Source organism: Victivallis lenta (assembly GCF_009695545.1).
Classification (GTDB): domain Bacteria; phylum Verrucomicrobiota; class Lentisphaeria; order Victivallales; family Victivallaceae; genus Victivallis; species Victivallis lenta.
The window spans coordinates 25,929-50,417 of record NZ_VUNS01000001.1 but is presented as its reverse complement, the minus strand read 5'-3'; the positions used below and the strand labels follow the sequence as shown (position 1 = coordinate 50,417).

Here is a 24,489-nt window from a genome sequence, read left to right as displayed (position 1 = left end):
CGCCGGTCCGTTACAATTCAACCGGCCGCGGTCGTCCATCGGCCGCGGTTGCGAAAACGGGAAAAGATGGAGCCATGAGCGAACAAATCGAGAATCCACAGACCGATCGGGCCGCCGCCGGCGGCATGTCAGGCGAACTCCGCGAGCATCTGCACCGGCGCGAAGAGGTATGCCGCAAACTCGAAGAGCTGCCTGCCGCGGCGGTGGAGGATTATTCGGCGGAACTCGCTTCGCTGGAAGCTGCATGGAACGATCTGCCCGAAGTCCCTCCTGAATATGCGGAGATTCTGGACAAACGGTTTGCTGCTGCGGTCAAGGCCGCGAACGATGCCGCCGCCGAAGCCGAAGCGCGCCGCCGTGCCCGCCAGGCGAAAATCAACGAGTCGGCCGCGCTTCATCTCGAACTCGACAGGCTGATCGCCGCAGGCGAGCTCGTGGTTCCGGCCGAAGTCGCCGAACTCGGGAAGAAGTGGGCGGCCTGCACCGCCGGCCTGACCGCCGAAGAGTCCGTCGAGGAGGCGTTCATGGCCAAGTTCCGGCCGCTTCAGGAGCGCATGGCGGCTGAAGTCGCTGCGGAGAATGCGCGCTCCGAAGCCGCCGCAAAGCTCACCGGGGAACTGATCGCGCTGACCGCCGGGGAGGATATGAATTTGCTGAAGGAGCGCAAGACCGCGATCGAGGCCGAATACGCTGCGCTCGGCAAAGTGGCCAAGGCCGCCGCCGATAAATACAACGATGCGCACCGGAAGGCCGCCGCGAAACTCGCGCAGCATTACGAGACGCTCGACCTGGCCCGCTGGGAGAGCTATACGCTCAAGCAGGACCTCTGCAACGAACTCGACCGGCTGGCCGAAATGCCGGAGGCCGAGCTGCCGAAGGCGGCCCGGCGGCTGCAGGAGCTGCGGGAAAAGTGGAAGCAGCTCGGCGCCGTGCCGAAATCGAAGGCCGAAGAGATCAATCCGCGCTATCTGGAGGCGACCCGAAAGCTCCAGCACCGCGTCGACGAATACTATGCGAATCTGCGGCAGCAGCACAAACAGGCCGCCGCCGCCAAACAGGAGCTCTGCGAAAAAGCCGCTGCGCTGGCCGATTCCACCGAGTGGAATGCGACCGCCGCGGCCTTCAAGGAGCTGCAGGCCGCCTGGAAGGCGATTCCGGGCGCCGGCGCGCAGGAGAAGGCGTTGTTCACGGCTTTCCGCGCCTCGGCGGACAAATTTTTCAACGCCCGCAGCGCCTGGTTCGACGAACGCAATGCGAAGTTCGAGGGCATCGCCGAAATTAAGCGCAGGCTTCTGGCCGAAGCAGAGCAGCTGGCGGAGCAGTCGGTCGACTCCCCGGCCGCGGTTCAGCGTGCCAAACAGCTCCGCAGCGAGTATATGGCAGCCGGCCGCGCTGGCCGCGCCGAGCATGAACTGTCCGAAAAATTCAATGCCGCGCTGGACAAATTCTTCTCCGGCCGGCGCGAGGCCTTCGCCGGACGCGAAGAGCAGGCGAAGAAGCTTGTGGCCGAAATCGATGCGCTTGCCGCCGACCTGACCGATACCGCCGCGGCCGATGCGCGCTACAGGGCGATCCGCCGCGAACTCAGGGAGCTCAGCTGCCGCAAGACCTACCCGGCCGAAATCAAGGCCGGCGAGCGGTTTGAGGCCGCGCTCGGCGCCGCCCGCACCCGGGTCCTGTCGGACAAGCTGACGCTGGCCAAGAGCGTGGCCCGCTCGCTCGCCGCCGCCTGGGAAGAGGTGAAGTCCGGCGCTGTGCTTGAGGAGGGGCGCCTTGCGGTCGAAAATCTCGACCGTTTCCCGAAGCTTTCCGCCGCGGCCCAGCTGATCGGGCAGGTCGCAGCCGGGGACGAAAAGGCGAAGGAGAAGCTTGAAAAGTCGTTCGATTCGGCCATGCACGAGCACAAACGGATCTGTTCCGAGCTCGAAAAGCTGGTCGGCATCGAAGCGGAAGAGGAGGCGAAGCCGGCGGCCGATGATGCACTGTCGCTCGCTGCCGAGCTTACGGCGGCCATTGCCGGCAACTTCGCGGCATCGAATGCCCGCGCCGAGGCGAGAAACAAGGTTGTCGACCCGAAGCAGCTGCTTTCGGAGTTTGTCGGCGCCGGGCTGCTCGAAGCGGCTGACCTCGAGGCGTCGTTCGAACGGTTCGACCGGGCGTACGGCAAAGTGCGTTAACCGAGCGGCCGCCGTGTTTGCGGCCTTTTGAAATATAAGGATATCAGGAAAGATGAAAGTCAGAGTTGCGGTTTTCGGGGCTTCCGGCTATGCCGGAGAGGAGTTGTTGCGGATTCTTCTGCGGCATAAGAATGCGGAGGTCGCCGCCATCACCTCGCGCAAAAGCGCCGGGGAGCCGGTGTCGACCGTGTTCCCGCGTTTTACCGGCGCACCGCTGGTGTTCTGCGAACCCGACGTCGAGGCGATCGCTTCGAAGTGCGATGCCGCGATCCTCGCGCTGCCGCACGGCCTTGCGACCGAATATGCGATTCCGCTGCTGAACGCGGGAATCAAAGTGTTCGATATTTCGGCTGATTTCCGGCTCCGCAGTCCGGAAAAGTACAAGGAGTATTACAAGGCGGACCATCCGGCGCCTGAATTGCTCAGGAAGGCCGTCTACGGCCTGCCCGAGCGTTATCGGGAGCAGCTGAGGACGGCGGATCTCGTGGCCTGCGCCGGATGCTATCCGACCAGTTCGATTCTGCCGACCGCGCCGCTTCTCGCCGCCGGGCTCGTCAGCCCGAAGGGGATCGTCGTCGCCAGCTGTTCCGGCGTGACCGGTGCAGGGCGCAAGGTCGATCTTCCGTATATTTTCCCGGAGTGCAACGAGAGCCTGAAGGCCTACGGCGTGGTCGGGCATCGTCACCTGCCCGAAATCGAGCAGGAGATGGCCGTCGCCGCCGGAGTTCCGGAGATGGCCATCAACTTCATTCCGCATCTCGCCCCGATGAACCGCGGCATCAACTCGACCATTGTCATGGATGCAATGCCCGGAACTACGCTCGAAAAGATCGGCGAAGTGTACGCGCAGGCCTACGGCAGCGAGCAGTTCGTCCGGATTCTTCCGCCCGGACGGACCAGCGATACGAAGTACGTCTTCATGACCAACACCTGCGAAATCGGCTACAACCTCGATCCGCACACCAATAAGGTCATCGTTACCAGCTGCATCGACAACCTGACCAAAGGCGCCGCCGGCCAGGCCGTCCAGTGCATGAACATCCGTTTCGGCCTCGACGAAGCCGAAGGTCTTCTGTAACTTTCCGGCCGCTGGATTTTCCGGAGGAGGACGAAGTGCCTCCTCCGGGCATTGCGGCATCTGAATTCAGTTCCGGTTATTCCGGTTTGGCGGAGCGCGACATCAGGTTGCGGATCGCGTCCGGAACATTGCGGTCTTCGTACAGGATTGCGTGGATTTCGTCGATGATCGGGGTTTCGGCGCCGGTCCGGCGGGCGAGGGTATAGGCGCCGCGGGCGGTTGTGACGCCTTCGGCGACGACCATGCCCATGGAACTGAGGATTTCCGGCAGGCGTTTGCCGCGGCCGAGCTCCTCGCCGACGTGCCGGTTGCGGCTGTGTCCGCTGGTGCAGGTCACGATCAGATCTCCGATTCCGCTCAGGCCCGAGAAGGTCTGCGCCTTGCCGCCGAGCAGTTCGCCGAGGCGGCCCATTTCGGAAATTCCGCGGGTCATGAGCGCGGCTTTCGGATTGTCCCCGAGCTTCATGCCGTCGATGATGCCGGCCGCGATGGCCATGACGTTCTTGAGCGCTCCTCCGAGCTCCACCCCGACGACATCGCTGCCGGTATAGACCCGGAAATTGTCGTTGATGAACAATTGCTGCACAAGTTCGGCGTCGGCCGGATTCGCGGAAGCGGCGACCACGGCGGTCGGCACGCGCCGCGACACCTCCTCGGCGTGGCTGGGCCCGGAGAGGACCGCGTACCGGTTCGGGCCGAGCACCTGCCGCACCATTTCGCTGATCAGCAGCCTGGAATCGACTTCGATCCCCTTGGCCACATCCAGCAGCAGGTGGCGCTGCGGGTCGAAGTGCGGCTTGAGTTTGTCGAGCACCCCGCGCAGATACTGCGTCGGAGTCGCGAGCAGCAGCAGCCCGGCGCCGTCGGCGGCCCTGCCGATATCGGCTTCGAACGACAGGGCTTCCGGCAGCTTCACGCCGGGCAGGAAACGGACGTTTTCGCGCTTTTCGCGCATCTCGTCCAGATAGTCCGGGAACGGACCCCAGCTCACGACTTCGTGCCCGTTGTCGATCAGGTTCATGGCGAGGGCCGTGCCCCAGGCGCCGTCGCTCAATACCGCGATTTTCATTTGCCGCTCCCCCGCTTGCCGGCTCCGCTGTCGAAGCGGTTTTCGGTGCCGTTCAGCAGGCGTTTGATGTTGGATATGTGCCGCAGGATCGCGAGAAACGCGATGAGGGCGAAAAAGAATACCGTCGAATTGGCCAGCGGGAAGGGGGTGCCGATCCCGAGCCCGAAGAAGAGCGCCGCGATGATCGGCAGCGACGCGGCGGCGACGATGCTGGCCAGCGACACGTAGCGGCTGGTCAGGAAGGTCACGACCCAGACCGCAAGCGCGCAGAGCAATGGATACGGCGCGAGGGCCAGCGCGACGCCGGCGGCAGTCGCCACCCCCTTGCCGCCCCTGAAGCGCAGATAGATCGGGAACACGTGCCCGAGAATGACCGCGAGCCCGGCCGCGAGGGCCAGATTCGCCGTGTTTTCCTCGAAGGTCATGTTGACGAGGACGACCGGAAGCGCTCCCTTGAGGAAGTCGAGGAAAAAGCAGATTTTTCCCGCGATTTTGCCGATCGAACGCGTGACGTTGGTTGCTCCGATGTTGCCGCTGCCGACCTTGCGGATATCGATGCCGTGCAGCCGCCCGATCAGGTAGCCGAACGGAATCGAGCCGATCAGGTAGGAGGCCGCCGGAACGATGAAATATTCCAGATTCATGAAAATCTCCCGTAATCTTAATTGAAACCCGCCCGCGGGGATACTATATTCTCCGATAAAATATCGCGGAATTGCGTTTATTGCAAATACGGGAGAGCTGAAATGCATAAAATCGTTCGTTTGATCGTCGCCTCCGGCGAGCAGTGCGCCGATCTCAGGTACGCGGCCGGATTTTCCACGCCCGACGAGTTCATCTACTTCGACGACGGCACACGCCGGGGAGTCGTCATGTCGGCGCTCGAATACGGCCGCGCGATCCACTCGGCTCCGCGGGACGTCGAGGTGCACGCCGAGACCGAGTTCGGCCGGAACCGGCTTGAGATTCTGAGCGGGATCGCCTCGATGCTGCGGAGCGGTGTGTTTCTGGTTCCCACCGATTTCCCGCTTGCGCTTGCGGACCGGCTGCGCGAGAACGGTTTCAAAGTGGTGCCGGAGACGGGGGCTTTCTTTCCGTCTCGGGAGTGGAAGCGCCCGGAAGAGGTCGAGGAGATCGTCCGTTCGCAGCGCGCCGGCGAGGCCGGCTGCCGCCGCGCGTTCGCCGTGCTGCGTGAAACCGATGTCGACCGCTCGGGGCGGCTGGTCTGGAACGGCGAAATCCTGACCAGCGAAATCCTGCGCGGCGAGATCGACGTGGAGATGGTGCGGCTCGGCATGCTGCCGACCGGCACGATCTGCGCCGGCGGCGAGCAGGGGGCGCAGCCGCACAATATCGGTTCCGGGCCGCTGTTTGCGGACCGTCCGATCGTCATGGATATTTTCCCGCGTTCCGCCTGCAGCGGATATTGGGGAGACCTGACCCGGACCGTCGTGCGCGGGCGCGCTTCCGACCTCGTCAAGCGCGCTTACGATGCGGTGCTCGCCGCCCGCGAGCTCGGCAAATCGCTCATCGCGATCGGCGCCGACCCCGCGGAGATTCACCGGGCGGCGGCGGAAAGCATGGAGAAGGCCGGTTTCCATACCGGCGAAGGGGAGAAGGCCGCGTTCGGCTTTTTCCACGGGCTCGGGCACGGCGTCGGGCTCGATATTCACGAAGCCCCGCGGCTCTCGCTGCGCAACAACGTGCCGTTCCGGGGCGGCGAGGTCGTCACGGTCGAGCCGGGGCTGTACTATCCGGAGTGGGGCGGCATCCGCCTGGAGGACCTTGTCTGGCTCGCCCCTTCCGGGGAGGCGCGATGCCTGACCGAGCTCGAAGATTTTCTCGAATTGTAACGGGGGCCGGGCCGGATTTCCGAAAATTGCCGCATCCCCTTTACTTTTCCGGGAAACGGCTGTATATTAGGGATGAACAGTCTGTTCCTTCCGTTTTGCATGAAAGGCGTTACCGAACAATGGACGATTCCTCCGACGGAGCGTTTCGATTATCCGGCTGTCTGCGGCCGGAACGGTGCATTGTGCTCGAACGGGCCGGCAAGCGCGAGGTGCTCGACAAGCTGATCCGGCTGTTGTCCGGTCCCGGCGGTGCGGGGGAGGAGTGTGAAATCGCCCGGGGCATCCATGCCCGGGAGCGTCTGCTGAGCACCGGCATCGGGTTCGGCGTCGCCATCCCGCATGTCCGGCTCGCTTCGGTGCACGGCCTGGAGATCGCCGCCGCGCTGGTTCGCGGGGGCGTCGCCGACTACGGCAGCCCGGACGCGGTGCCGGTCCGCCTGGTCGTGATGATTGTGGCCCGCACCGACCAGCATGAACTTTACCTGCGTGTGCTTTCCCGGCTGAGTTCCCTTCTGAAAGAGGACGGTTTCCGGGAACGCGTGTTCGGCTGCGCCGACGCGGCCGGGCTCTGCGCGGCTTTCACGGAAGATTGATTTCCCGGGGAAAACGAATCCGGCCGCCGGGCCGGTGAATGATAGAGAGAGAAGAAAGGATGGAAATGAATCAGGAAGATGCGGTTCCGCAAATCGACTGGGGGCGTGCGGACCTGTTGATCGAGCTTGCGCTCAACGAGGATCTCGATACGACCGGAGACGTGACGACCGCTTCGGTCGTTCCGGAAGAGGCGACCGCCACCGCCGTGCTGCGCTGCAAGGAGCCGAAGATGGTGCTGGCCGGAATCCAGATCGCCGAACGTGTGTTCAAAATGGTCGAGCCGCGCCTGCAGTTCCGGACCATGAAGGACGACGGGGACACCTGCGAATACGGTGAAGTCATCGCTGAGGTTTCCGGTCCGGCGCGCGGCATTCTCGTCGCGGAACGGACCGCGCTGAATTTTCTGCAGCGGCTCTGCGGCGTGGCGACGACCGCTTCGAAGTACGCGGCGGCGCTGGAAGGGACCGGAACCGAGATCCTCGATACGCGCAAGACGACGCCCGGTTACCGCAACCTTGAAAAGTATGCGGTCGCGGTCGGCGGTGCGACGAACCACCGCATCGGCCTTTACGACCGGGTCATGATCAAGGACAATCACCGCGAGCTTGCCGCGATGGAAGGCGCGGGCGGCATCGCCCGCTCTGTCGGGCGCGCCCGTGCAAAGTATCCCGAGCTCGAAATCGAGGTCGAGGCGGACAGTCTCGACGAGGTCCGCGAAGCCGTCGAGGCCGGCGCCGAATACATCATGCTCGACAATATGTCCGACGAGATGATGGCTGAGGCGGTCAGGATCGTCGCGGGCCGCTCGAAACTCGAAGCCTCCGGCGGCATCACGCTCGAGCGCCTGCCGCGGATCGGCAGACTCGGGGTGGATTATGTCTCGAGCGGGGCTCTGACCCACTCGGTCAAGGCGGCCGACATTTCGCTCGATATCGAGGCTGACAAGTGATAGCCCGGCTGACCGGAATCGTGGCGGAGTCGGGTTTTTCCGGCTGCGTGCTTGACGTTCACGGCGTCGGTTACGAGGTCGCGATTCCGGTTTCGACCTTTGAAAAGCTGCCGCAGCCCGGCGGGGAGGCGCGGCTTTTCATCCATACGCAGGTGCGGGAGGATGCGATTCAGCTTTTCGGCTTTGCGACCGTCGAGGAGAAGAATCTGTTCCGGCAGCTGCTGAACGTTTCCGGCATCGGCGGGAAGCTGGCGCTCTCGGTGCTTTCGGCCATGCCGGTGCAGAATTTCTGCGCGGCCGTCCAGTCCAGCGACGTCAAATCGCTGTCGCGGATTCCCGGCATCGGCAAGCGGACGGCGGAGCGCCTCGTGGTCGAGCTCAAGGATAAGGTGACTTCGACCGGGGCGGCGAGCGTTTTCGCCTCTCCCGGCGAAAATGCTCCGGCCACTGCGGTCGGGGATGCCGCGCTGGCGCTCGAGCAGCTCGGTTTCAAGCGCGATGCGATCGACAAGGTCCTCAAGGCGCTGGCGTCGGAACTCCCTCCGGCCGAGCAGAGTACCGAAAACCTGCTTCGGCAGGCGATCATCCGGCTGAAATTCTGACCGGCGGCGGAGGAAGCATGAAACGGAAAGCCCGGAGACTGCAATATGCCGGAGTCATCGTGCTCCTGCTGTTCGCCGTCCTCTACGCCAAAGAGGAGATCACTCTCGCCGGAAACGAATCGTCGCGCTTCGGCGTGATTCAGGCGCTGGGCGAGCAGGGGGTGTTTCACATCGAGCGCACGAATTTCGCCTCGACGGTGGACCGGGTCGAATGGAACGGCCATGTTTATTCGGATAAACCGCTGCCGCTCAGCAGCGCCGCCGCCGTGGTCCACGGAACCGTCCACCGCCTGACCGGCATCAATTTTTCGGAAAACCGGATGCTGGCAATCTATCTCATCAACCTGCTGTTCTCCGGCGGCTGCAATATTCTGCTGTTTCTCTGGATGTTCCGGCTGCTGCGCCGCACCTGCCGGGGCCGGATCGAGGTGAAGTGGCTGCTGGCGCTGGCGATGTGCCTGTCGACCTGGCTTCTGACCTACTCGGTCATTTTCAACAACCACACGCCGGCCGCGCTGGCCGTGCTGGGGCTGGTGATCGCGCTGGAGAAGTACCGTCGGCGGCCGACGCTCCGGGCGGCCGCCTGCGCCGCGGCGGCCGCCGGTGCTGCCGGGGCGCTGGATATTCCGCTGGGCTTTTTCTGCGGCATCGCCGCGGCGGCGGGAATCGCGCTCGAGAGTCCGGCGCGGCAGCGCCTGCGGCCGGTGCTGACGGTTTTCGCTGTCGGCGGCGGGATTGCCGCCGGAATCGTGCTGCTGAATCATATCGCGTACGGAACGATCCTGCCGCTTTATATTGCCGGGGGGTCGTACGTGCCGCCGCTGCTCTGGGCGACGATGCCGGTTTACTGGTATGAGTGTCTCTTCGGCTTCCGGGGGCTTTTCAGCTATCAGCCGTTTCTGCTGCTGATCTTTCCGGCGGTCTGGCTGCTGCGGAAGAAGCTGCGGGTGCCGGAGTGGACCGGGCTCGGCATCGCGGCGGCGGTCGTCGTTTTCTATCTGAGCCTGACCGGGGAGTACGGCGGCCCCTCCTACGGCATGCGCTACCTGGTTCCGGTGATTCCGGTTTTCTGGCTCGTGATCTCCCGCTGGATTCTGAGCTGGAAACAGGCGGTCTGGAAAGCGGCGGCGGTCGTTCTCCTGCTGCTGTGGGGATGCGTGACCTCGCTTATCGGCGTCTACTGCCCGTTCTGCATCGCGAATGAAGGCGCCCATACGCCGGACGGCCACTTCTCGAACACGATCCGCAGCCCGTTTCTCAGCAATCTTCTGGTCATGACCTTCGAGCGGGACCCGGAGGGAGAGATGACGAGGCGGCTGATCGATTCGCTCGGCGAAGAGGCCAGCTTCCGGCATATTTACGTCTCCGGCGTCCATATGCGTTCGCCGCAGCTCGTGGCCGAACTGCTCCGGAGCAGTCTGGCGGAGCGGCTCAGGGCGGAGAAAACTTCTCCGCATTGAGCCGCTGTTTCCCGGTTTCCCGGCCTCCGTGCGGAAGGGAGCCGCATGCTGCGCGCGTCCCCCCCCCCGCCTGTCCGCTCCATATGCCGCGGGAGCCGGAGGGGGGACGGAGCGTCCCCGCCGGGGAGACCGCGGCTTGCCGGACAATTAAACCAGAGGCATGAACGAATTCATGTAGATTGCGGCGACCGAAGTGGCGTTCGCGTAGCCCGGCGCCTGTTCGAGCAGGCCGGCGAGCGACGGTTCCTTGATGGTCATGTCGACGAGCTTGTCGATATCCTCTCTCCGGAAGCCGACGTCGCAGAGCTTCTGGGTCACGCCGCATTTGTTGAGCCAGGCCTGGACCGCTTTGCCGGCTTCGTGGGCCTCTTCGGGTTTGCCTTCGAGGTCCGGCGCGATCGGCTTGAGCAGGTCGGCGAGGATGAACGACTCCTGCGGATAGATCGCCTGGACCACGGCCGGGAGCAGGCAGGCAAGCCCGAGCCCGTGCGACAGCTCCGGTTTCAGCGCCGAGAGCGGATGCTCCAGCGCATGCGTGTAGTGCAGCAGGCCGTTGTCGAACGACAGCCCGCCGAGCATCGAGGCATAGAGCAGGAAATAACGCGCATTCAGGTCGCCCGGATCTTTTTCCGCGAACGGCAGGTAGCGTACGACCAGCTCGATGGTATTCTTGCCGAGCATGACGGCGAGCGGATTGGTCGATTTGCTCGTGGCCGCTTCGATGACATGGTTGACCGCATCGATGCTGACGAAGCGGGTCTGCTCCTTCGAGAGCCCGGTCATGAGGGCCGGGTCGTCGATCGACCAGGTCGGGTAGATGCAGTCGAAGGCGATGACCGGCTTCTGCTCGGTTTCCGGAATCGACAGCACGGCGAAACGGTTGACTTCGGTGCCGGTGCCGTGCGTGAGGTTTACCGCGACGATCGGCAGCGCACCCTCCGGCGTAAAGCCCTGCGAGAAGAGTTCGCGCGCGGTTTTGCCGGGGTGACGCAGCAGGATCGCCGCGCTTTTCCCGGTGTCGATCGGGCTGCCGCCGCCGATGGCGATGACGGCCTGGGCCCGGATGCCCTTGCCGAGAGCGGTCGCTTCGTCGGCCTGCATCGTGGTCGGGTTCGGGGTCACGCGGTCGTACAGCGCGTAGCTGATTTTACGGCTGTTCAGGATCTTTTCGACCACCTCCCACGCGCCGGTGCGTTTGTAGGAGCTGCGGCCGGTGACGACCAGGACGCTCGTGATTCCGCGGGCGGTGAGCTGGTCGGCGATATCGGCGAAATACTGAATCGCGCCGACTCCGAAATAAAGGTTGGTCCGTGTCCGGATGACCCGGACGCTGTAGATGTCAATGCCGTTTTCCCACATGATATTCCTCCTCAATGTGAAACAGTTCCACTCCGGCAGGCTTTTTTCACCTCCGTCCGCGCAACCGGCCCGGACAATGCTAATGTAGCACCGTCGGATGAAATGTCAAATCGTTTCCGGCACAAGCGGTAAAGAGGGCGCGTCACCAGGGGCAGTATTCCGGCACGTGTTCGCGGAGGAAGCGGTCGAGCTGCCGGTAGCCCGGGCAGAGCCGTTCGACTTCGCGCCAGTAGCGTGCGGAGTGGTTGAGTTCGATCCGGTGGGCGAGCTCATGGACGACCACATAGTCGACGACCGGCTCGGGCCAGCGGACGAGCCGCCAGGAGAAATTCAGCCCGCCGTCCCGGCTGCAGGAGCCCCAGCGTCCGCGGGCGCCGCCGACCCGGACATGGCGGTAGGTCAGGCCGAATCGTCCGGCGGCGTCAGAAACCTTCGGTTCGAGCAGTTCGGCGGCGAGTTTCCGGTAAAGCTGCTCCAGTTCCGTTCTGACGGCCGCTTCGTCTCCGGCCGGAATCAGGAACGCCCGGTCGAAGGCCAGCACCTTCCGGGTGAAGCGGACCGGATACAGCGTCCCGAGGTAATGGAATTCGCCGCCCTCGCGGAATTCGGGAACGGTCCGGCGCGCCTCGACCTGCTCGAACTGTCTGCGGAGACGTTCGATCAGGTCGGGATTGTGCGCGATGATGCGTTCGATTTCGGCGGCGGAGGCGCGCAGCGGCGCGAGGACCTCCAGCCGTCCGTCTTCGGGGCGGATGGTGAAGGCGACCCGGCGGCGGCGCGCCGAGCGGGTGATGACTGGCGGAAGTTTCAATTCTGCTCCGTGGTTCGACCGGTAAAACTGATAGACAATATAACCGTTTTTCCGCTTTTATCAACAGCGGAATATGCCTCTTTGCTCGTTTTCCTTCCGGCCGCCGAAGCGGGGTTTTATGATTTTTTTCATGTTTTTTCGCAAAAAAAGAAAACTTCACACTTGCAAATGGGGTGTTCGGGGGATATATTTAAAAATACCAAGCGCTCATAGCTCAGTTGGTAGAGCAAGTGACTCTTAATCACTGGGTCCTGGGTTCGAGTCCCCGTGAGCGCACCATTTTTCGCCTCAGACTGCCTCAGCAGGTACCATCAAGTACCACTGAGGTATTTCTTTTGCCTTCAGAAAATTTATTTTTGGCTGTGGACGATACCGAAATGAAAGGGCAACTCCGTGGCCGGGAAATCTTTACGTTTGAATGTCGGCTCGATCTTCACCAAAGAGCCGGGCAAAATCTACTTTTATCGCTACCTGCTTGACGGACACCGCAAAACCGTCAGCCTGCAAACCGCCAATCGCGTCGAAGCGATCCGGGAAGCGGAGGCTCTGTGTCCGATCGTACAGGCCACCAGCGCCGAAGTGATCGCCGCTCACGTCAGCCAGGCGCGCGGCCTGAGTTCCGTGGAACGCAATCTTTCTTTAAGTGAAGTCAGGGAGTTCTATTCCTGCCATCCGCGCCGCACGACTCCCGCGACCTGCGAGATTCAGCTCGATGACGGCAAAATCTTCAAATCGAGCAAGACGATGCTGAACGTCAGCAAACTGTCGGTCGGCGAGCACTCCTATAAAGTCCGCGCCATCGACAAGGACAAGAACATCGGAGAGTGGAGCGAAGTTCAGACCTTCACCATTTCGCGCTCTCCGGCAAGGACAACTCCGGCAGCATCGCGAAATACATCGTGACCTGTGGCGACAAGTCGGTCGAAACCACGACCTCCACCGCCGTTCTGAGCGATTTCGGAGTCGGCAAGCAGACCGCCTATGTCGTCACCTACGACGCCGAAGGAAATGCGAGCAAGCAGACGAAGGTCAGCTTCACGGTCAAGGACGCGACGCCTCCGGAACAGGTGACCGGGCTTGCCGTCCCGGTCGCGGACAGCAAGTACAAGGCGACGCTTTCGTGGAATCCCGGCGTGGACAACTCCGGCAAAGTGGCGCAATACGAAATCCAGCTCGACGACGGCAAGATTTTGAAATCGGGCAAGACGATGCTGAACGTCAGCAAACTGTCGGTCGGCGAGCACCCCTGCAAAGTCCGCGCCATCGACAAAGACAAAAATGTCGGCAAATGGAGTGACGCGCAGACTTTCACCGTCAAGGACATGACCGCGCCGGGAAATGTCTCCATCAAGGCGAAAGTCGAAGAAAACAGTCTGCTGCTGATCTGGAAAACGCCGAAGGACAACGTCGGCGTGACCGGCTATATTCTGAAGTACGGCGTCAACCTCGAACATACGGAAATCCTGGCGGCGAACGAGCTGAGCTTCCGGATCGACGGAATCGCCAAGGGCAGCTATCAGTATCGGATTGTCGCCGTGGACGCGGCGGGCAACGAGAGCTAAGCGAAGACCGGAAAAGCGACGATCAAAATGGAGTTTCCCGTGGCGGACCTCAACCTAGAGCTGCCGGAGCTGGCGTCGCTCTCCGGTTTCGATTCCGGCCTGCGTGCGGCGGCCCCGGAAACCGTCGCTGATCCGCTGGCCTTCTGCAGCTACCTCAAGCTCGAATCAGCGCTGAAACTCTCCGTCGTCGAGCTGCTCGGCCAAGATGAAACCAGCAAACGGCCTGCAACGCTTTTTGCTGTCGCATCCTGATTATTTCCACATTCACAAAACTCCTTCCCGAATCGCGCCAAACGCTTCAGGAAGGAGTTTTTCATGTAGCTCCGTTCTCTACCAAGGCACCACATTCACGCCCGAAAATACCTTTAGAAGTACCACCGAGTACCATCTGCGGTTGTCAAATTTATCCCGAGGTGTATATTAACTCATATATCATTTTATTATACAGAAAGAAATTATTATGCATAATTCTTTAATAGAAAACGGAATACAGAAAATATTAGAGGGGATGTGTTCTCCTGAAAAATATTCTCAGAAGGAATTATTGAAGTATTACCGACTTTATTTATATCTTCTAGAAACAAATTTTGAAAAATTAAAAAATTATAAATTATCTCTTGTAATAGATCTTATTCCGAAAGAGTATCTTCTCTCCGATATTTTTGTCATAGGGAGATATTTAACTAATGTTTTGAAAGATTCTGCAAGTATTCTTGGTGCTCAGCGAGCTAATCATACATTTTGTGATCATTGTATCAGTTCTAGTAATAGTGAGAAAATAAAATTCATTTGTCATATTTTGAATATTGAATATGGGGTTTTTTCTCAACCACAAATAAGTCCCCAAATTAGCTCTGCTGAAGTTTGGTGCAAACAAATAGAAAACGATCTTCTCCTTTGTTGCAAATTCCGAAGCAGTTCTTGGGGTGAAGATCAAAAAAGTAGTATTGTTCAGACTTTTAACTTGATCCTAGATTCCTTAGAACGAATTTATGTCTATAACCGTAAGATAATTCAACTTTATAGATTTTTCGAAGATTTTGGTGGTAATTGTCAAATAACTGATCTAAAAAAATTATTGCTTATTAAATATATACTATTAAATAAAAAATATTCTCTAGAAGATCATTCGTGTATTGAGGAACTAATAGAGAAAAACGAGATATTATTTTCTGACGAAGAAAAGTATTATTTGCAACAGGATTATTTCAACGAATTTAAAGTATTTTCTCCTCATTTTCGAACCTTACCAAAGGAAAATGCACCGACTTTTGGAACACAAATAATACAGTTTATTGTTCCGTTCCAATGTATCTGTCCCAAAGAAATTATTGTAAATGACTCGGTTGCTATAAAAGTTGAAGATATCGAGGCCGACCCTTTTAAAGATCCATTTACAGAAATTGCCACGGATTTCTCTATAGATTATCCGATTGTTCCTGTTTTCATTTCTGATATATATGATGCTTCTGAAGCAGCATATATTCAAGTTAAATATCAAAATGTGAAAATTCCCTCTCGTGAAGATGGCGCAAGAAATATTGAGGATGTAAGGGAACAGGAAGCATTACTTGGGCGAACGGTGATACATGATAAAGAAAAAGTTATTGCGACATTACGTAAAAGCTTTAATGAAATAAAGGATGTTTTAAAAATTTATCTGAGCGATATTACGATAGATCTATTTTCGAATTTTAAAATACAATATTTTCAGAACGATATTCGAAATACCATTTGTTTCGAGGCATATTTATTAACGAATCCCAATTCATATGAGAAAGCAAGAAACAATTATAAAGCAACGGTTTGTAATGCTTTGGATTCAATAACTGCTATAAGAAAGATTATTGCAGATAAGATTTTTTTTATGTCTGGAAGGGACATGTTAGATACTTTAGTCAGGCTCTTGCATGATGCAGTCGGTAATGCAATTGAGTATGGTGGATGTCGTTCATATTTTTCTGATATGGATGGACATCCTTTATCTGAACCTGCATTACAACCCTTTGTATATAATCAGTTGCGTATCCCACTTCACCTTATGGGAATAACAATAAACCGAGAAGTTGTTTGTTGTAATGGGTCCTTAGATTTTCACTGTTCTGCAACGTCCTCAAAAGGGAGTGCACTACAAATTGCTGTCGAGATGAAAAAAGCAGACCATCCACATTTAATTCACGGCTTGGAACAGCAGTTGCCACAATATATGCAGGCTGAGAATATTCGATACGGTATTTTTCTAATTTTTTGGTTCAAAACAAAACAATACCCTTATCCTTCTCAATATAGTAATATAGAAGAAATGAAAATTGATTTGGAAAGAAAGTCACCTCGACATGGCAAAACAATACGTATTGTTGTAATTGACTGTACTCCTCATCTATTTCCATCGAATCCTAAAAGTCTATGTAAATGAAAGTACCGCAGAGTACCATTAGACATATTCATCAGTATCGTTTAGAGTTGACTTCCTGTGATACTTGTGACATTTCTTTTGGCGTAAAAAGTGACTTTACATCTGAAGTCTGGCGGTTCTCCGTTTTCCGTGAGCGCACCATTTTTTTTCTCCCTCCTCTGTCCGTCTGTCAAAAGTACTGTGTGCTGATTTCCATGATAACGGGCGGTTTGCCGTCTGTGGGGGGCAGGGCCCTCGGCCCCGGCGGATTCCGAAGGCGCGGTGCCTGAGACGCCCGGCCGCGAAGCAGCCCGCCCGCGCCGAAGGCGGACTTTCCCGGGGGGGGGGCTCACGCAGGAAACCTGCATACGGCGTTGAAAAGTCGCCGCAGATTTCATGGGGACGTCATTCCGTTTCGTGTTTCAGCAGTTCGATGATGTGGCCGGCGGCCCGGCGGCGGCCGGAGGCGGCGACAAGTTCGGTATATGCTCCGGCGCGGTAGTCGAATTGAGCCGGGTCCGTGTCGGGATCGCCTTCGATCTGGACGACGACGAGCGCCGCGACGAGGAGTTCGCCCTGCTGCCGCATCGTCCTGATCGCGTTTTGAATCGAACCGCGGATGTCCCGGCGGGCGATCATGATCCGGGTCGTCTCGATTTCTCCGGTGAAGACCGTGCCGGAAAGGTCGTTTGCCCGGAGAGCTCCGCAGATCATTCGCACGTGCAGATATTTCAGCGGCAGTGCTCCCATCGTTCACCTGACTGCCTTTTCGGTTCTTCCGTTTGTTTTCCGGCGGTCGTTCCGATGCGCTCGCGGAGTGCGGAACCGTGTTCTTATCTTCCGGCGGCGGTTGTCTGATGACGGGTTCGATAACATGGTGCAGCGGTTCCTCAACTGAAGGATAAAAAGAGGGGCGACCCTCACACATATCCCCCTGCGGCACCGGCAAGCGCCCGTTTGTGGAATGTACAAGGGCGCCCCAAAGGACACCCTTGCTCATTCTCCACAAACTATAAACTTGCCGGTTTTCAGGGGGAAAAATGAACAAAGAAAAAATCTATGGTTTTCAGGTCAGAATTTACTTGCTGTCGATGGCACCTCCGAGGATGATCAAATTGTTTCCCGTAATGTAGCTGTCGAATCTGCGATTTGCAAATGGCCGCCGGAAAAATTTCGCTTTCCCGCGGCACGGACGCATCTGTGCAGGCTGCGCCCGCTTCAGCAATTGGTCCGGCCACCCCTCCCGGCCGGGAATTCCCGGCGGTATTTCAGCGGGGAGAGGTTGAATTTCTCTTTGAACAACCGCGAAAAGTAAAATTCGCTGCCGATGCCGCAGAGTTCGGCCACGACGCCGACCGGATGGGGAGACCCGGTCAGCAGCGTCGCCGCGAGCTCAAGGCGGCAGCGGATCAGGAACTGCCGGGGAGGAAGCCCGGCGACGGTCTTGAACAGTCGCCGGAAGTGATGCGGGGTGAGACTCCGCTTCGCGGCCTCGGCGGCGAAATCCCACGGCTTCTCCGGGTGGTGCCGCACCTCCGAAACGAGGTGGCGGAAATACTCCTCCTGAAACGCCGGCAGCCGCGGCTCGGCGAGCTCCGATTCGTGAAACTGCAGCAGCAGGTCTTCGTACAGCAGCACCGCGCGCGGCGGGGTGAGCGGGGCCGAGCGGCGCAGCAGCTGCATGATCCGCAGCATGGTGTCGAGGAACCGGTCCGGATCGGCGATTTTCCGGACCGGATTTTCAAGCCCGGTCGGCAGGAGCCCGCTCTCCACATATTTCCCGACCCGTTCCCCGTGGGAGCAGAGGAAGCTGTGATGCCGCGTTTCGCCCGGAACATTCCCGTATTCGAAGAAGGCCCCGGGGTGGGTGACGAAAGCGTACGCCCCCTCGTATTCCATGACGGGGCCGTGATTCAGCGCGAAGCGGAACCGCCCGGCGTGGTTGTACTGAACACCGTAGTAGACCGGCACATGGCGCGATTCCCCCTGATGGTCCGGCGTCGAATCGTAGAGGCTGAAGGCGTGTCCGTCGAAAAAGTTCATCGATTGTCCGTTTCGTGTAAAAAACAGTTCCTGCCGTTCATTCCCGAACAGCTTCGATTGTGGTATAATATACGCATATCCGGCAAAAATGCAAAAAAACGCCGGAACATCAACCGATGAAAGGGGGGAATGTCCATGAAGCAAGCGAAGATTGCGGCGCAGCTTTACAGCTTCCGCGATTATATCGGGACTCCGGCCGGAGTGCGCGATACGCTGCGGCGATTGCGGCGGACCGGCTACGAGGCGGTTCAGCTTTCGGGCGCAATCGCGCCGATGCCGGAAGCGGAACTGCGCCGGATGCTGCGGGAGGAGGGAATGGCTGCGCCGACCAGCCACGAGCGCGCCGCCGAACTGGTCGGGGAACCGGAACGGGTGATCGACCGCCTGCTCGCGCTCGATTGCCGCCATACGGCCTGTCCGTATCCGCAGCGGGTTCCGACCGGAGCGGGGGAGACGGTCGCCTTTGCGGAGGAACTGAACCGGGCGGCGGAAAAATTCCGCAGGGCCGGGATTGTTTTCGCCTACCACAACCACTCGATTGAGTTCCGGCGGTTCGGCGGCCGTCCGATGCTCGAAATCATCTACGAGAATGCGCCGCTCGTCGACGGCGAGCCGGACACCTTCTGGATTCAGAAGGGAGGCGGCGACCCGGCCGCCTGGATCGAACGGCTTTCCGGGCGGCTCCGGGTGCTGCATGTGAAGGATTTCGGGGTGAACCCGTCGGGGGAACCGGTCATGATGCCGGTCGGGTCAGGCAACCTCGACTGGAAACGGATTTTCGCGGCGGCCGAAGCGGCCGGAGTGGAGTATTATGTGGTCGAGCATGACGGAGACTGCGCCGACCCGTTCGAGTCGTTCGCCGCAAGCATGTGTTTTCTGAAAGGAAATTTCGTCTCATGAAAAAAGTCAGGGTCGTCATCTGGAACGAGTTCGTGCATGAACGGGAGGAGGGGGCCGCAGGCGATTATATCCGCACCGTCTATCCGGCGGGAATCCATGCGTGTCTCGCGGAGAAGCTGGCTGCGGCCGATCTCGAGATCCGGACCGCAACGCTGGACGAGCCGGGGCAGGGGCTCCCGGAACCGGTGCTGGATGAAACCGACGTGCTGGTCTGGTGGGGGCATTGCGCGCACGACCGGGTCGATGATTCGCTGGTCGACCGGGTCCAGCAGCGGATTCTTGCCGGGATGGGGCTGGTGGTGCTGCATTCGGGCCATTATTCGAAGATTTTCCGGCGCATGATGGGAACGGGCTGCCGGCTGCGCTGGCGGGAGATCGGCGAGAAGGAGCGGCTCTGGGTGGTCGATCCGTCCCACCCGGTCGCGGCCGGGGTGCCGGAGACGTTCACGCTGCCGCATACGGAGATGTACGGGGAGCCGTTCGATTTGCCGGATGACGGGAAGATCGTGTTCCTGTCGTGGTACGAGGGAGGGAATGTGGTTCGCAGCGGCGTCGCGTTCCGGCGCGGGGCGGGGAAGATTTTTTATTTCGCGCCCGGACACGAAACCTTCCCGATTTACCGCGACGCGAATATCCTCCGGGTGATCGGCAATGCGGTCCGCTGGGCGGCGGGGACGATCCTGCCGCCGCGGGTCACGCCGCAGCCGGAGCCGTCGGAGCGGGTGGCGACGGAAAATCCGCTGAAAGAGCTTGATACGAAAGAACTGCACAACAGAAAACAGGGGAGATGAGCGGCATGGCTGAAACAATCAAAGTCGGAATCCTCGGGATGGGCCGTGCCGGAGTCGGCATGCACGTCCGGGAAATTGCCGAGTATCCGGACCGGTTCGAACTCGTCGCGGTTGCGGATCACGATCCGTCGCGGCTCGAAAATCCGCCCGGCGTTCCGGCGCAGGCGAAGCGTTATGCATCGTGCGAAGAGCTGATCGACGATCCCGCCGTCGAGCTTGTATCGATCGCGCTGCGCCATCCGGAACACGTCCCGTACGCAATCCGTGCGCTCGAAGCCGGCAAGTATGTGAATATCGACAAGCCGATCGCCGTCAATTATGAAGAGGCGCAGAAGCTGAAGGCGTGTGCCGACCGTCATCCGGGCAGGCTGTTTCCGCGCCAGAACCGCCGTTTCGAAGGGCCGTTTCAAAAAGCGCTCCAGCTGATTTCCTCCGGAGTGCTCGGCAGAATCACGCTGGTCAAACTCCACCGCGCCTGCGGCTACTGCCGCCGCAACGACTGGATGACCATGACGGAATTTTCCGGCGGGCTCCTGACCAACTGGGGGCCGCACGTGATCGATCAGGCGCTGCAGTTCATCGGCTCTCCCGTGGCCGATCTGTGGGCCGACGTGCGTTCGGTGATCAGCATCGGCGACGGCGACGACCAGATCAAGCTGCTGCTGCGCGGCGAAAACGGCGTGGTGGCCGACCTTGAAATCTCCGGGACGAATGCGAAGCCGGGGCGCGAGATCGAAATCCTGGGCGAGCGCGGCACGCTTGTTTACGATCCGAAGGCCGGAGCGATCGAGATGCGATTTGTCGATCCGGAGTGTGAATTCAAGCCGCTGGCGCCGCATCCGGAGAATCCGCCGATGGAGTACGGCAACTTTGACGAGAAGCTGACCTTCATCGAGCAGAAAGTGGAAATCCCGTTCATCCCGATGTCGGAAATCTGGAAACACATTTATGCGTCGGTTCGGGAGGGGAGGCCGTTTCCGATCCGGCTTGAGGAGGCGATGGAGGTGGTTCGCCTTTGCGACGAGGCGTTCCGCCGCAGCGGATTCAGGCCCGCCACCCGTAAAAATCCGCAATGAATTGCGCGATGCGGGCGGAAGCGGAGTGCGCGCCGGCGGCCGGTGCTCGGTGTTCACCGATTCCGCCTGAAGTATTTCAGCAGCACTTTCCTTCTGTCGGTTTCGGCCGGTTTCGCTTCGGCGTCCAGTTCGACGTCCCAGTACGGCGATTCGCGGAAAGCGTGGTAGCTCCAGTCCCAGCCGTACTCCTCGAAGATCGAAATCAGCTCCTCCAGGTACTGTGCCGCGCCGGGCGCATAGCGCACCGCCGAGAACTCCCCGATGTAGATCTTCGCCCCGTACTTCTTTTCGAACTCCCGGACCGGGGCAAGGCAGCGCTTCAGCCGTTCCCGGTCATAGGGGGCGCCCTCGATCACGCCGGGGTAGACGACGGGTTCCGCCCGGCGGTCGTAAATTCCCTGGTGCGTGTACGAGTACGGCGCATACATGTGCGCCTGGTAAATGATGTTCGCCAGCGGCAGCGGCCGCAGCGCCGGAAACGCGGCCGGGCTGCTGGAGTTGTTCGACTCGATGATGACCGGCAGTTCCGGGTCGATCGCCCGGATGCGTCTGGCGGCTTCGTACTGCACGCTCAGATAGTCGTCTTCCGTCGGCCGGGTCTGGACCGGTTCGTTGAGAAGATTGCAGCCCCAGACGGCGGGGTGGTCCTTGTACCGCTTCGCCATCTGTTCCCACATCGCATAGAACGCGTCGCGGTAGACGGGATTGTAGAACATGACCATGTTGCCGGTTTCGTCGCGGCCGCCGGGCGGCGTGTGGAGATCGATCAGGACGTAAATGCCGAGTTCGCCGCATTTGTCGAGCACCTTGTCGAGCTCTTCGAGCCTGCCGTTGAACCAGCGCAGGTACTCTTCGAGGTCAAGCTCGGTGCCGGCCCGGCCCCAGTTGCGCTTGATCTGCCAGCGGATCAGGTTGGCGTTCCAGCGTTTCAGTTCGTCCATGTCCTCCGGCTTGAAGGAGTTCGGAGACATGACGCCGCGCAGGCGCGGCATCCGTTTCACGCGGTCGGTATAGACGGCCCGGAATCCTTCGGGAACCGTTGCCGCCGGTTCCGACGCCGTGATCTTCACGCTGCGCACCCAGACGGTTCCGGAGCTCGACTGGAGCCCGAGATTGATCGTTCCGGCTGTCGCGCCGGCGGGGATGAAGGCTGTCGCCGAAGCGGTCCGCCAGCCGAAACTCCCGGTGGGGGCCCCGGCGCCGCGCCAGACTTCCTCCTGCGGCGTTTTGAAGTGGAGCATGAGCTTGACGCCGTTCCACTGTTCGGGCGGGACGCTGACGTTCTCGCCCTTTACCTCGTAAGTCAGGAACAGCTGATTGCCGCGATACGGCGCAAGATCGATTTCGCGGATTGCGAAATGCTGTTCTTTCGTTTCATTCCCGGGCTTGACCGTGACTCGGAGCGCCGGCGCTCCGTCGACGGTTTCGACCTTCGCAAATGCCGGCGGGATCTTCCAGCCCGCCAGTTCTTCCGGGGCGAAACTGCAGCTGTAAACGCTTTTTTCCGCGGCGGAAAGAAGGCCGCCGATTGCAGAAAGCAGAAGGAGAAGAAGAAGAATTTTTTTCATGGAGCAGGTTTCCCGGTAGCGGTTACGGACGCGCGTCGTCCAGGTTTTTATCGTAGAAGCCGACGAAACGGTACTTCCGGTTCAGCGAATCGTAGTGGAGCGTTTCGACATGCCCGTCGAACATCGCGGCGTTCGCGTAGCTCATTCCGCCGTGGCGGTAGGCGACGGTGGTTACTCCGTCTTTTGACTCCATCGTCGTGCGGTAGAAGGAGGGAGCGGATTTCTTCATGTTGACCGCCCAGTCGGTCGCATCCAGGAAGGCGACCCGCTGCGATGCGTGGGTGATCCGGGAATATTTGAATGCGACATGCGGCTCCGGCTTGTTCCAGTTTGCGCCGATGTCCGCGAAGTGCTCGCTGGAGACGCCGTAGCTGTCGTTGATCCCGGCTCCCCAGATGGGTGTGTTCGGATCGGAGAAGCAGATTTCCGCGTTCGGGCAGACCAGCCCGGCCGAAGTCCGCCGGTCGCAGTAGCCGGCCGCCTCGTCGAGGTTCGGCGTCGGGATGGCGCCGCCGAGCATTTTGCGGTAGGCGTAGTTCACATGCCAGGAGACCGTCGTACCGCTCCCCTTCAGCCACCCGAGCCCCGGCACCTGGAAGTCATCGTAGGCGTTTGCGTAGAAGATGCCGGCCGCGGCGAACTGTTTGAGGTTTCCGGTGCATTTGATCTTCTTGGCGGTGGAGCGCGCCTGATTCAGCGCCGGCAGCAGCATCGATGCCAGAATCGCGATGATCGCAATAACCACCAGCAACTCGATTAAAGTGAACGGTTTGCGCATAATGTCGGATATGGGAAGTTTCCGTGCACGGTCTTTCATAATGTAACTCCTTTTCGTTGAATGAACTTATTCGGTCTCAGGGTCTTCGCTCCGCTGCGTTCACCTGCGCTGCGCTTGCTCCTTGCTGCGCAGTGCCTGCCGCGCTTTTTTGCCGGGCGGCAATACTGTTCCGTTTCACATTTTGTTTCATGGGGAATCTCCTCTGATGTGGGGTGAATTGTTTATAAACTAGTTTATATTTCCGGCTTTGTCCAGTGTTTTTTGTGAGGGTTCCATTGCGGTCTGGTGAGGCGTTCACCCTCGGAGCGGTGCGGATTCCCCCGGCACGAGCTTGCCGTGCAGTTCGCGTTCCGGCTCGATCTCCCTTTTCTGCAGCCGGGCGAGCAGCATCTCCACCGCGGCGGCCCCCTGTTCCTTCGGCAGATATTCGAACGTCGTGAGGCTCGGGGAGAAATCCGCGGCGGCGGAGGAGGCGTTGACGCCGGTCACGGCAAAATCGGCGGGTACGCGGAAGCCGGAGCGGTGCAGCGCCTGGATCGTTCCGATGGCGAGCAGATCGGTGGCGCAGACGACCGCCGAGCCCGGCTGGAGCTGATTGCGGCCCAGCAGTTCGAAGGTGATCTCCTGCGCCCGCTCCCGGCTGAAACCCGCGACATGCATCCGGTTCTCGGGAAACAGGAGGCCCGCCTCGCGGAGCGCGGCCCGGAAACCGCGTTCACGCTCGCGGGACGGGTAACTGCCCTCAGTTCCGGCCATGTAGTGAAATTCCCGGCAGCCCTGCCGGATCAGGCTGCCGGTCAGCGTATAGGTCGCCGTGAAGTTGTTCACGTTGACCGACGGAATGCCGGAGCCGGGGGCGATGCCGACGCCGATGACCGGCCACTTCTCGGAGAGGAAGCGCGCCTGCCAGCTCTCCGGCAGCTCGAGGCCGTAGAAGATGACACCGTCGATTTCGCGGTTCAGCAGCCAGTCGAAGGCGATCGATTCGTGCTGCTCCGGGCGGTAAATCTGAATCGTGACCCGGAAACCCGCCCGGTCGGCGGCCTCGACGATGCCGGAGAGCATGAGCGCCGTGGCCCCCTCCTCGAACCGTTCGAGCAGGATGCCGATGTTCCTGACCAGCCTGCTGTTGAGGCGGCGGGCATGGATGTTCGGCTGATAGTCCACCTTGCGGCAGAAGTCGAGAATCCGTTTTTCGAGTTCCTCGCTGACGCCGACCCGGCGCGCCTTGCCGGAGAGCGCGAGCGAGACCGCCGCTTTGCTGACCCCGAGTTCCCGCGATATTTTGGCCAGGGAATAACGCTGCATTTTCTGAATATCCCATCCGTACCGTTTCATCGATTTTTTTTGCTAAACTAGTTTATATTATGGATCGAAATGGTGCGAAAGTCAAGAGTACCGGGAAAAAAATCATGAAAATAATG

At 59.6% G+C, this 24,489-nt stretch carries 23 protein-coding genes and 1 tRNA gene; 15 read left to right on the top strand and 9 right to left on the bottom strand.

Annotated elements, in window-relative coordinates; translation table 11 throughout:
- Nucleotides 1–74: 74 nt before the first annotated feature.
- Nucleotides 75–2,177 carry a DUF349 domain-containing protein gene (locus FYJ85_RS00230; RefSeq protein WP_177994654.1) on the top strand — a complete coding sequence of 701 codons (2,103 nt, stop codon included), beginning with the start codon at nt 75–77 and terminating at the stop codon, nt 2,175–2,177.
- Nucleotides 2,178–2,229: 52 nt separating this feature from the next.
- Complete coding sequence (gene argC / locus FYJ85_RS00225) at nt 2,230–3,255, top strand: N-acetyl-gamma-glutamyl-phosphate reductase (RefSeq protein ID WP_106053028.1); 1,026 nt, start codon at nt 2,230–2,232, stop codon at nt 3,253–3,255.
- 76 nt (nt 3,256–3,331) lie between these two features.
- On the opposite strand, the gene FYJ85_RS00220 is transcribed toward argC, so the two are convergent.
- Both FYJ85_RS00220 and plsY read right to left on the bottom strand, forming a co-directional pair.
- Nucleotides 3,332–4,324, bottom strand: coding sequence for an NAD(P)H-dependent glycerol-3-phosphate dehydrogenase (locus tag FYJ85_RS00220; protein WP_154416606.1), 993 nt, complete (start codon nt 4,322–4,324; stop codon nt 3,332–3,334).
- The gene (gene plsY, locus FYJ85_RS00215) at nt 4,321–4,968 is read right to left on the bottom strand and encodes a glycerol-3-phosphate 1-O-acyltransferase PlsY (protein WP_106053026.1); all 648 of its coding nucleotides are present in this window, start codon (nt 4,966–4,968) and stop codon (nt 4,321–4,323) included. The genes FYJ85_RS00220 and plsY overlap by 4 nt, the downstream gene beginning before the upstream one ends.
- A gap of 102 nt (nt 4,969–5,070) precedes the next feature.
- On the opposite strand from plsY, the gene FYJ85_RS00210 reads away from it, so the two are divergent.
- The 5 genes from FYJ85_RS00210 (at nt 5,071) to FYJ85_RS00190 (ending at nt 9,782) form a co-directional block, all read left to right on the top strand.
- Nucleotides 5,071–6,177: a M24 family metallopeptidase gene (locus FYJ85_RS00210; RefSeq protein ID WP_154416605.1), complete on the top strand. Its 1,107-nt coding sequence runs from the start codon at nt 5,071–5,073 to the stop codon at nt 6,175–6,177.
- Nucleotides 6,178–6,296: 119 nt separating this feature from the next.
- On the top strand, nt 6,297–6,770 hold the full coding sequence (locus tag FYJ85_RS00205) for a PTS sugar transporter subunit IIA (RefSeq protein WP_206212891.1): 474 nt from the start codon (nt 6,297–6,299) through the stop codon (nt 6,768–6,770).
- A gap of 65 nt (nt 6,771–6,835) precedes the next feature.
- Nucleotides 6,836–7,720: a carboxylating nicotinate-nucleotide diphosphorylase gene (gene nadC / locus FYJ85_RS00200; RefSeq protein ID WP_106053023.1), complete on the top strand. Its 885-nt coding sequence runs from the start codon at nt 6,836–6,838 to the stop codon at nt 7,718–7,720.
- Entirely contained in the window at nt 7,717–8,322 is a 606-nt protein-coding gene (ruvA, locus tag FYJ85_RS00195; RefSeq protein ID WP_106053022.1) for a Holliday junction branch migration protein RuvA, read from the top strand. The genes nadC and ruvA overlap by 4 nt, the downstream gene beginning before the upstream one ends.
- Before the next feature lie 17 nt (nt 8,323–8,339).
- Complete coding sequence (locus FYJ85_RS00190) at nt 8,340–9,782, top strand: hypothetical protein (protein ID WP_154416603.1); 1,443 nt, start codon at nt 8,340–8,342, stop codon at nt 9,780–9,782.
- A 147-nt stretch (nt 9,783–9,929) separates the two neighbouring features.
- Here the strand turns inward: FYJ85_RS00190 and FYJ85_RS00185 are convergent, their stop codons facing one another.
- Nucleotides 9,930–11,141 carry an iron-containing alcohol dehydrogenase gene (locus FYJ85_RS00185; protein ID WP_106053020.1) on the bottom strand — a complete coding sequence of 404 codons (1,212 nt, stop codon included), beginning with the start codon at nt 11,139–11,141 and terminating at the stop codon, nt 9,930–9,932.
- A 142-nt stretch (nt 11,142–11,283) separates the two neighbouring features.
- Entirely contained in the window at nt 11,284–11,952 is a 669-nt protein-coding gene (locus FYJ85_RS00180) for a M48 family metallopeptidase (protein ID WP_154416602.1), read from the bottom strand.
- 203 nt (nt 11,953–12,155) lie between these two features.
- Here FYJ85_RS00180 and FYJ85_RS00175 point away from each other — a divergent pair.
- The 5 genes from FYJ85_RS00175 (at nt 12,156) to FYJ85_RS00155 (ending at nt 15,930) form a co-directional block, all read left to right on the top strand.
- A tRNA-Lys gene (locus tag FYJ85_RS00175) sits at nt 12,156–12,231 on the top strand.
- 135 nt (nt 12,232–12,366) lie between these two features.
- Entirely contained in the window at nt 12,367–12,855 is a 489-nt protein-coding gene (locus FYJ85_RS00170; protein WP_154416601.1) for a hypothetical protein, read from the top strand.
- Nucleotides 12,777–13,514: a fibronectin type III domain-containing protein gene (locus tag FYJ85_RS00165; protein WP_154416600.1), complete on the top strand. Its 738-nt coding sequence runs from the start codon at nt 12,777–12,779 to the stop codon at nt 13,512–13,514. Before FYJ85_RS00170 ends, FYJ85_RS00165 begins: the two co-directional genes overlap by 79 nt.
- Nucleotides 13,515–13,541: 27 nt before the next feature.
- Nucleotides 13,542–13,766, top strand: coding sequence for a hypothetical protein (locus FYJ85_RS00160; protein ID WP_154416599.1), 225 nt, complete (start codon nt 13,542–13,544; stop codon nt 13,764–13,766).
- A 208-nt stretch (nt 13,767–13,974) separates the two neighbouring features.
- Entirely contained in the window at nt 13,975–15,930 is a 1,956-nt protein-coding gene (locus tag FYJ85_RS00155; RefSeq protein WP_154416598.1) for a hypothetical protein, read from the top strand.
- 384 nt (nt 15,931–16,314) lie between these two features.
- On the opposite strand, the gene FYJ85_RS00150 is transcribed toward FYJ85_RS00155, so the two are convergent.
- Both FYJ85_RS00150 and FYJ85_RS00145 read right to left on the bottom strand, forming a co-directional pair.
- Nucleotides 16,315–16,659, bottom strand: a complete 345-nt coding sequence (locus FYJ85_RS00150) for a hypothetical protein (protein ID WP_106053017.1) — start codon at nt 16,657–16,659, stop codon at nt 16,315–16,317.
- A gap of 468 nt (nt 16,660–17,127) precedes the next feature.
- Nucleotides 17,128–17,952 carry a helix-turn-helix transcriptional regulator gene (locus FYJ85_RS00145; RefSeq protein WP_154416597.1) on the bottom strand — a complete coding sequence of 275 codons (825 nt, stop codon included), beginning with the start codon at nt 17,950–17,952 and terminating at the stop codon, nt 17,128–17,130.
- A 135-nt stretch (nt 17,953–18,087) separates the two neighbouring features.
- Here FYJ85_RS00145 and FYJ85_RS00140 point away from each other — a divergent pair, with 135 nt between their 5' ends.
- The 3 genes from FYJ85_RS00140 to FYJ85_RS00130 are packed head-to-tail and all read left to right on the top strand — an operon-like array spanning nt 18,088 to nt 20,719.
- Nucleotides 18,088–18,852: a sugar phosphate isomerase/epimerase family protein gene (locus tag FYJ85_RS00140; RefSeq protein ID WP_206212890.1), complete on the top strand. Its 765-nt coding sequence runs from the start codon at nt 18,088–18,090 to the stop codon at nt 18,850–18,852.
- Nucleotides 18,849–19,643: a ThuA domain-containing protein gene (locus tag FYJ85_RS00135; protein WP_154416595.1), complete on the top strand. Its 795-nt coding sequence runs from the start codon at nt 18,849–18,851 to the stop codon at nt 19,641–19,643. Before FYJ85_RS00140 ends, FYJ85_RS00135 begins: the two co-directional genes overlap by 4 nt.
- A gap of 5 nt (nt 19,644–19,648) precedes the next feature.
- Nucleotides 19,649–20,719 (top strand): Gfo/Idh/MocA family protein, encoded by a 1,071-nt coding sequence (locus tag FYJ85_RS00130; protein WP_206212889.1) that lies wholly within the window; start codon nt 19,649–19,651, stop codon nt 20,717–20,719.
- Nucleotides 20,720–20,772: 53 nt separating this feature from the next.
- On the opposite strand, the gene FYJ85_RS00125 is transcribed toward FYJ85_RS00130, so the two are convergent.
- The 3 genes from FYJ85_RS00125 to FYJ85_RS00115 all read right to left on the bottom strand — a co-directional run bounded on the left by FYJ85_RS00125 (nt 20,773) and on the right by FYJ85_RS00115 (nt 24,373).
- On the bottom strand, nt 20,773–22,287 hold the full coding sequence (locus tag FYJ85_RS00125) for a glycoside hydrolase family 5 protein (RefSeq protein ID WP_154416593.1): 1,515 nt from the start codon (nt 22,285–22,287) through the stop codon (nt 20,773–20,775).
- Between the two features lie 22 nt (nt 22,288–22,309).
- Nucleotides 22,310–23,104 (bottom strand): type II secretion system protein, encoded by a 795-nt coding sequence (locus FYJ85_RS22870; protein WP_206212888.1) that lies wholly within the window; start codon nt 23,102–23,104, stop codon nt 22,310–22,312.
- A 255-nt stretch (nt 23,105–23,359) separates the two neighbouring features.
- On the bottom strand, nt 23,360–24,373 hold the full coding sequence (locus tag FYJ85_RS00115) for a LacI family DNA-binding transcriptional regulator (protein WP_206212887.1): 1,014 nt from the start codon (nt 24,371–24,373) through the stop codon (nt 23,360–23,362).
- Between the last annotated feature and the right edge of the window lie 116 nt (nt 24,374–24,489).

Excerpts from the sequence above, each read along its gene's own strand:
- FYJ85_RS00230 (WP_177994654.1), top strand. The coding sequence starts at position 75 with ATGAGCGAACAAATCGAGAATCCACAGACCGATCGGGCCGCCGCCGGC.
- argC (WP_106053028.1), top strand. The coding sequence starts at position 2,230 with ATGAAAGTCAGAGTTGCGGTTTTCGGGGCTTCCGGCTATGCCGGAGAG.
- FYJ85_RS00220 (WP_154416606.1), bottom strand. The coding sequence starts at position 4,324 with ATGAAAATCGCGGTATTGAGCGACGGCGCCTGGGGCACGGCCCTCGCC.
- plsY (WP_106053026.1), bottom strand. The coding sequence starts at position 4,968 with ATGAATCTGGAATATTTCATCGTTCCGGCGGCCTCCTACCTGATCGGC.
- FYJ85_RS00210 (WP_154416605.1), top strand. The coding sequence starts at position 5,071 with ATGCATAAAATCGTTCGTTTGATCGTCGCCTCCGGCGAGCAGTGCGCC.
- FYJ85_RS00205 (WP_206212891.1), top strand. The coding sequence starts at position 6,297 with ATGGACGATTCCTCCGACGGAGCGTTTCGATTATCCGGCTGTCTGCGG.
- nadC (WP_106053023.1), top strand. The coding sequence starts at position 6,836 with ATGAATCAGGAAGATGCGGTTCCGCAAATCGACTGGGGGCGTGCGGAC.
- FYJ85_RS00190 (WP_154416603.1), top strand. The coding sequence starts at position 8,340 with ATGAAACGGAAAGCCCGGAGACTGCAATATGCCGGAGTCATCGTGCTC.
- FYJ85_RS00185 (WP_106053020.1), bottom strand. The coding sequence starts at position 11,141 with ATGTGGGAAAACGGCATTGACATCTACAGCGTCCGGGTCATCCGGACA.
- FYJ85_RS00160 (WP_154416599.1), top strand. The coding sequence starts at position 13,542 with ATGGAGTTTCCCGTGGCGGACCTCAACCTAGAGCTGCCGGAGCTGGCG.
- FYJ85_RS00155 (WP_154416598.1), top strand. The coding sequence starts at position 13,975 with ATGCATAATTCTTTAATAGAAAACGGAATACAGAAAATATTAGAGGGG.
- FYJ85_RS00150 (WP_106053017.1), bottom strand. The coding sequence starts at position 16,659 with ATGGGAGCACTGCCGCTGAAATATCTGCACGTGCGAATGATCTGCGGA.
- FYJ85_RS00145 (WP_154416597.1), bottom strand. The coding sequence starts at position 17,952 with ATGAACTTTTTCGACGGACACGCCTTCAGCCTCTACGATTCGACGCCG.
- FYJ85_RS00140 (WP_206212890.1), top strand. The coding sequence starts at position 18,088 with ATGAAGCAAGCGAAGATTGCGGCGCAGCTTTACAGCTTCCGCGATTAT.
- FYJ85_RS00135 (WP_154416595.1), top strand. The coding sequence starts at position 18,849 with ATGAAAAAAGTCAGGGTCGTCATCTGGAACGAGTTCGTGCATGAACGG.
- FYJ85_RS00130 (WP_206212889.1), top strand. The coding sequence starts at position 19,649 with ATGGCTGAAACAATCAAAGTCGGAATCCTCGGGATGGGCCGTGCCGGA.
- FYJ85_RS00125 (WP_154416593.1), bottom strand. The coding sequence starts at position 22,287 with ATGAAAAAAATTCTTCTTCTTCTCCTTCTGCTTTCTGCAATCGGCGGC.
- FYJ85_RS22870 (WP_206212888.1), bottom strand. The coding sequence starts at position 23,104 with ATGAAAGACCGTGCACGGAAACTTCCCATATCCGACATTATGCGCAAA.
- FYJ85_RS00115 (WP_206212887.1), bottom strand. The coding sequence starts at position 24,373 with ATGCAGCGTTATTCCCTGGCCAAAATATCGCGGGAACTCGGGGTCAGC.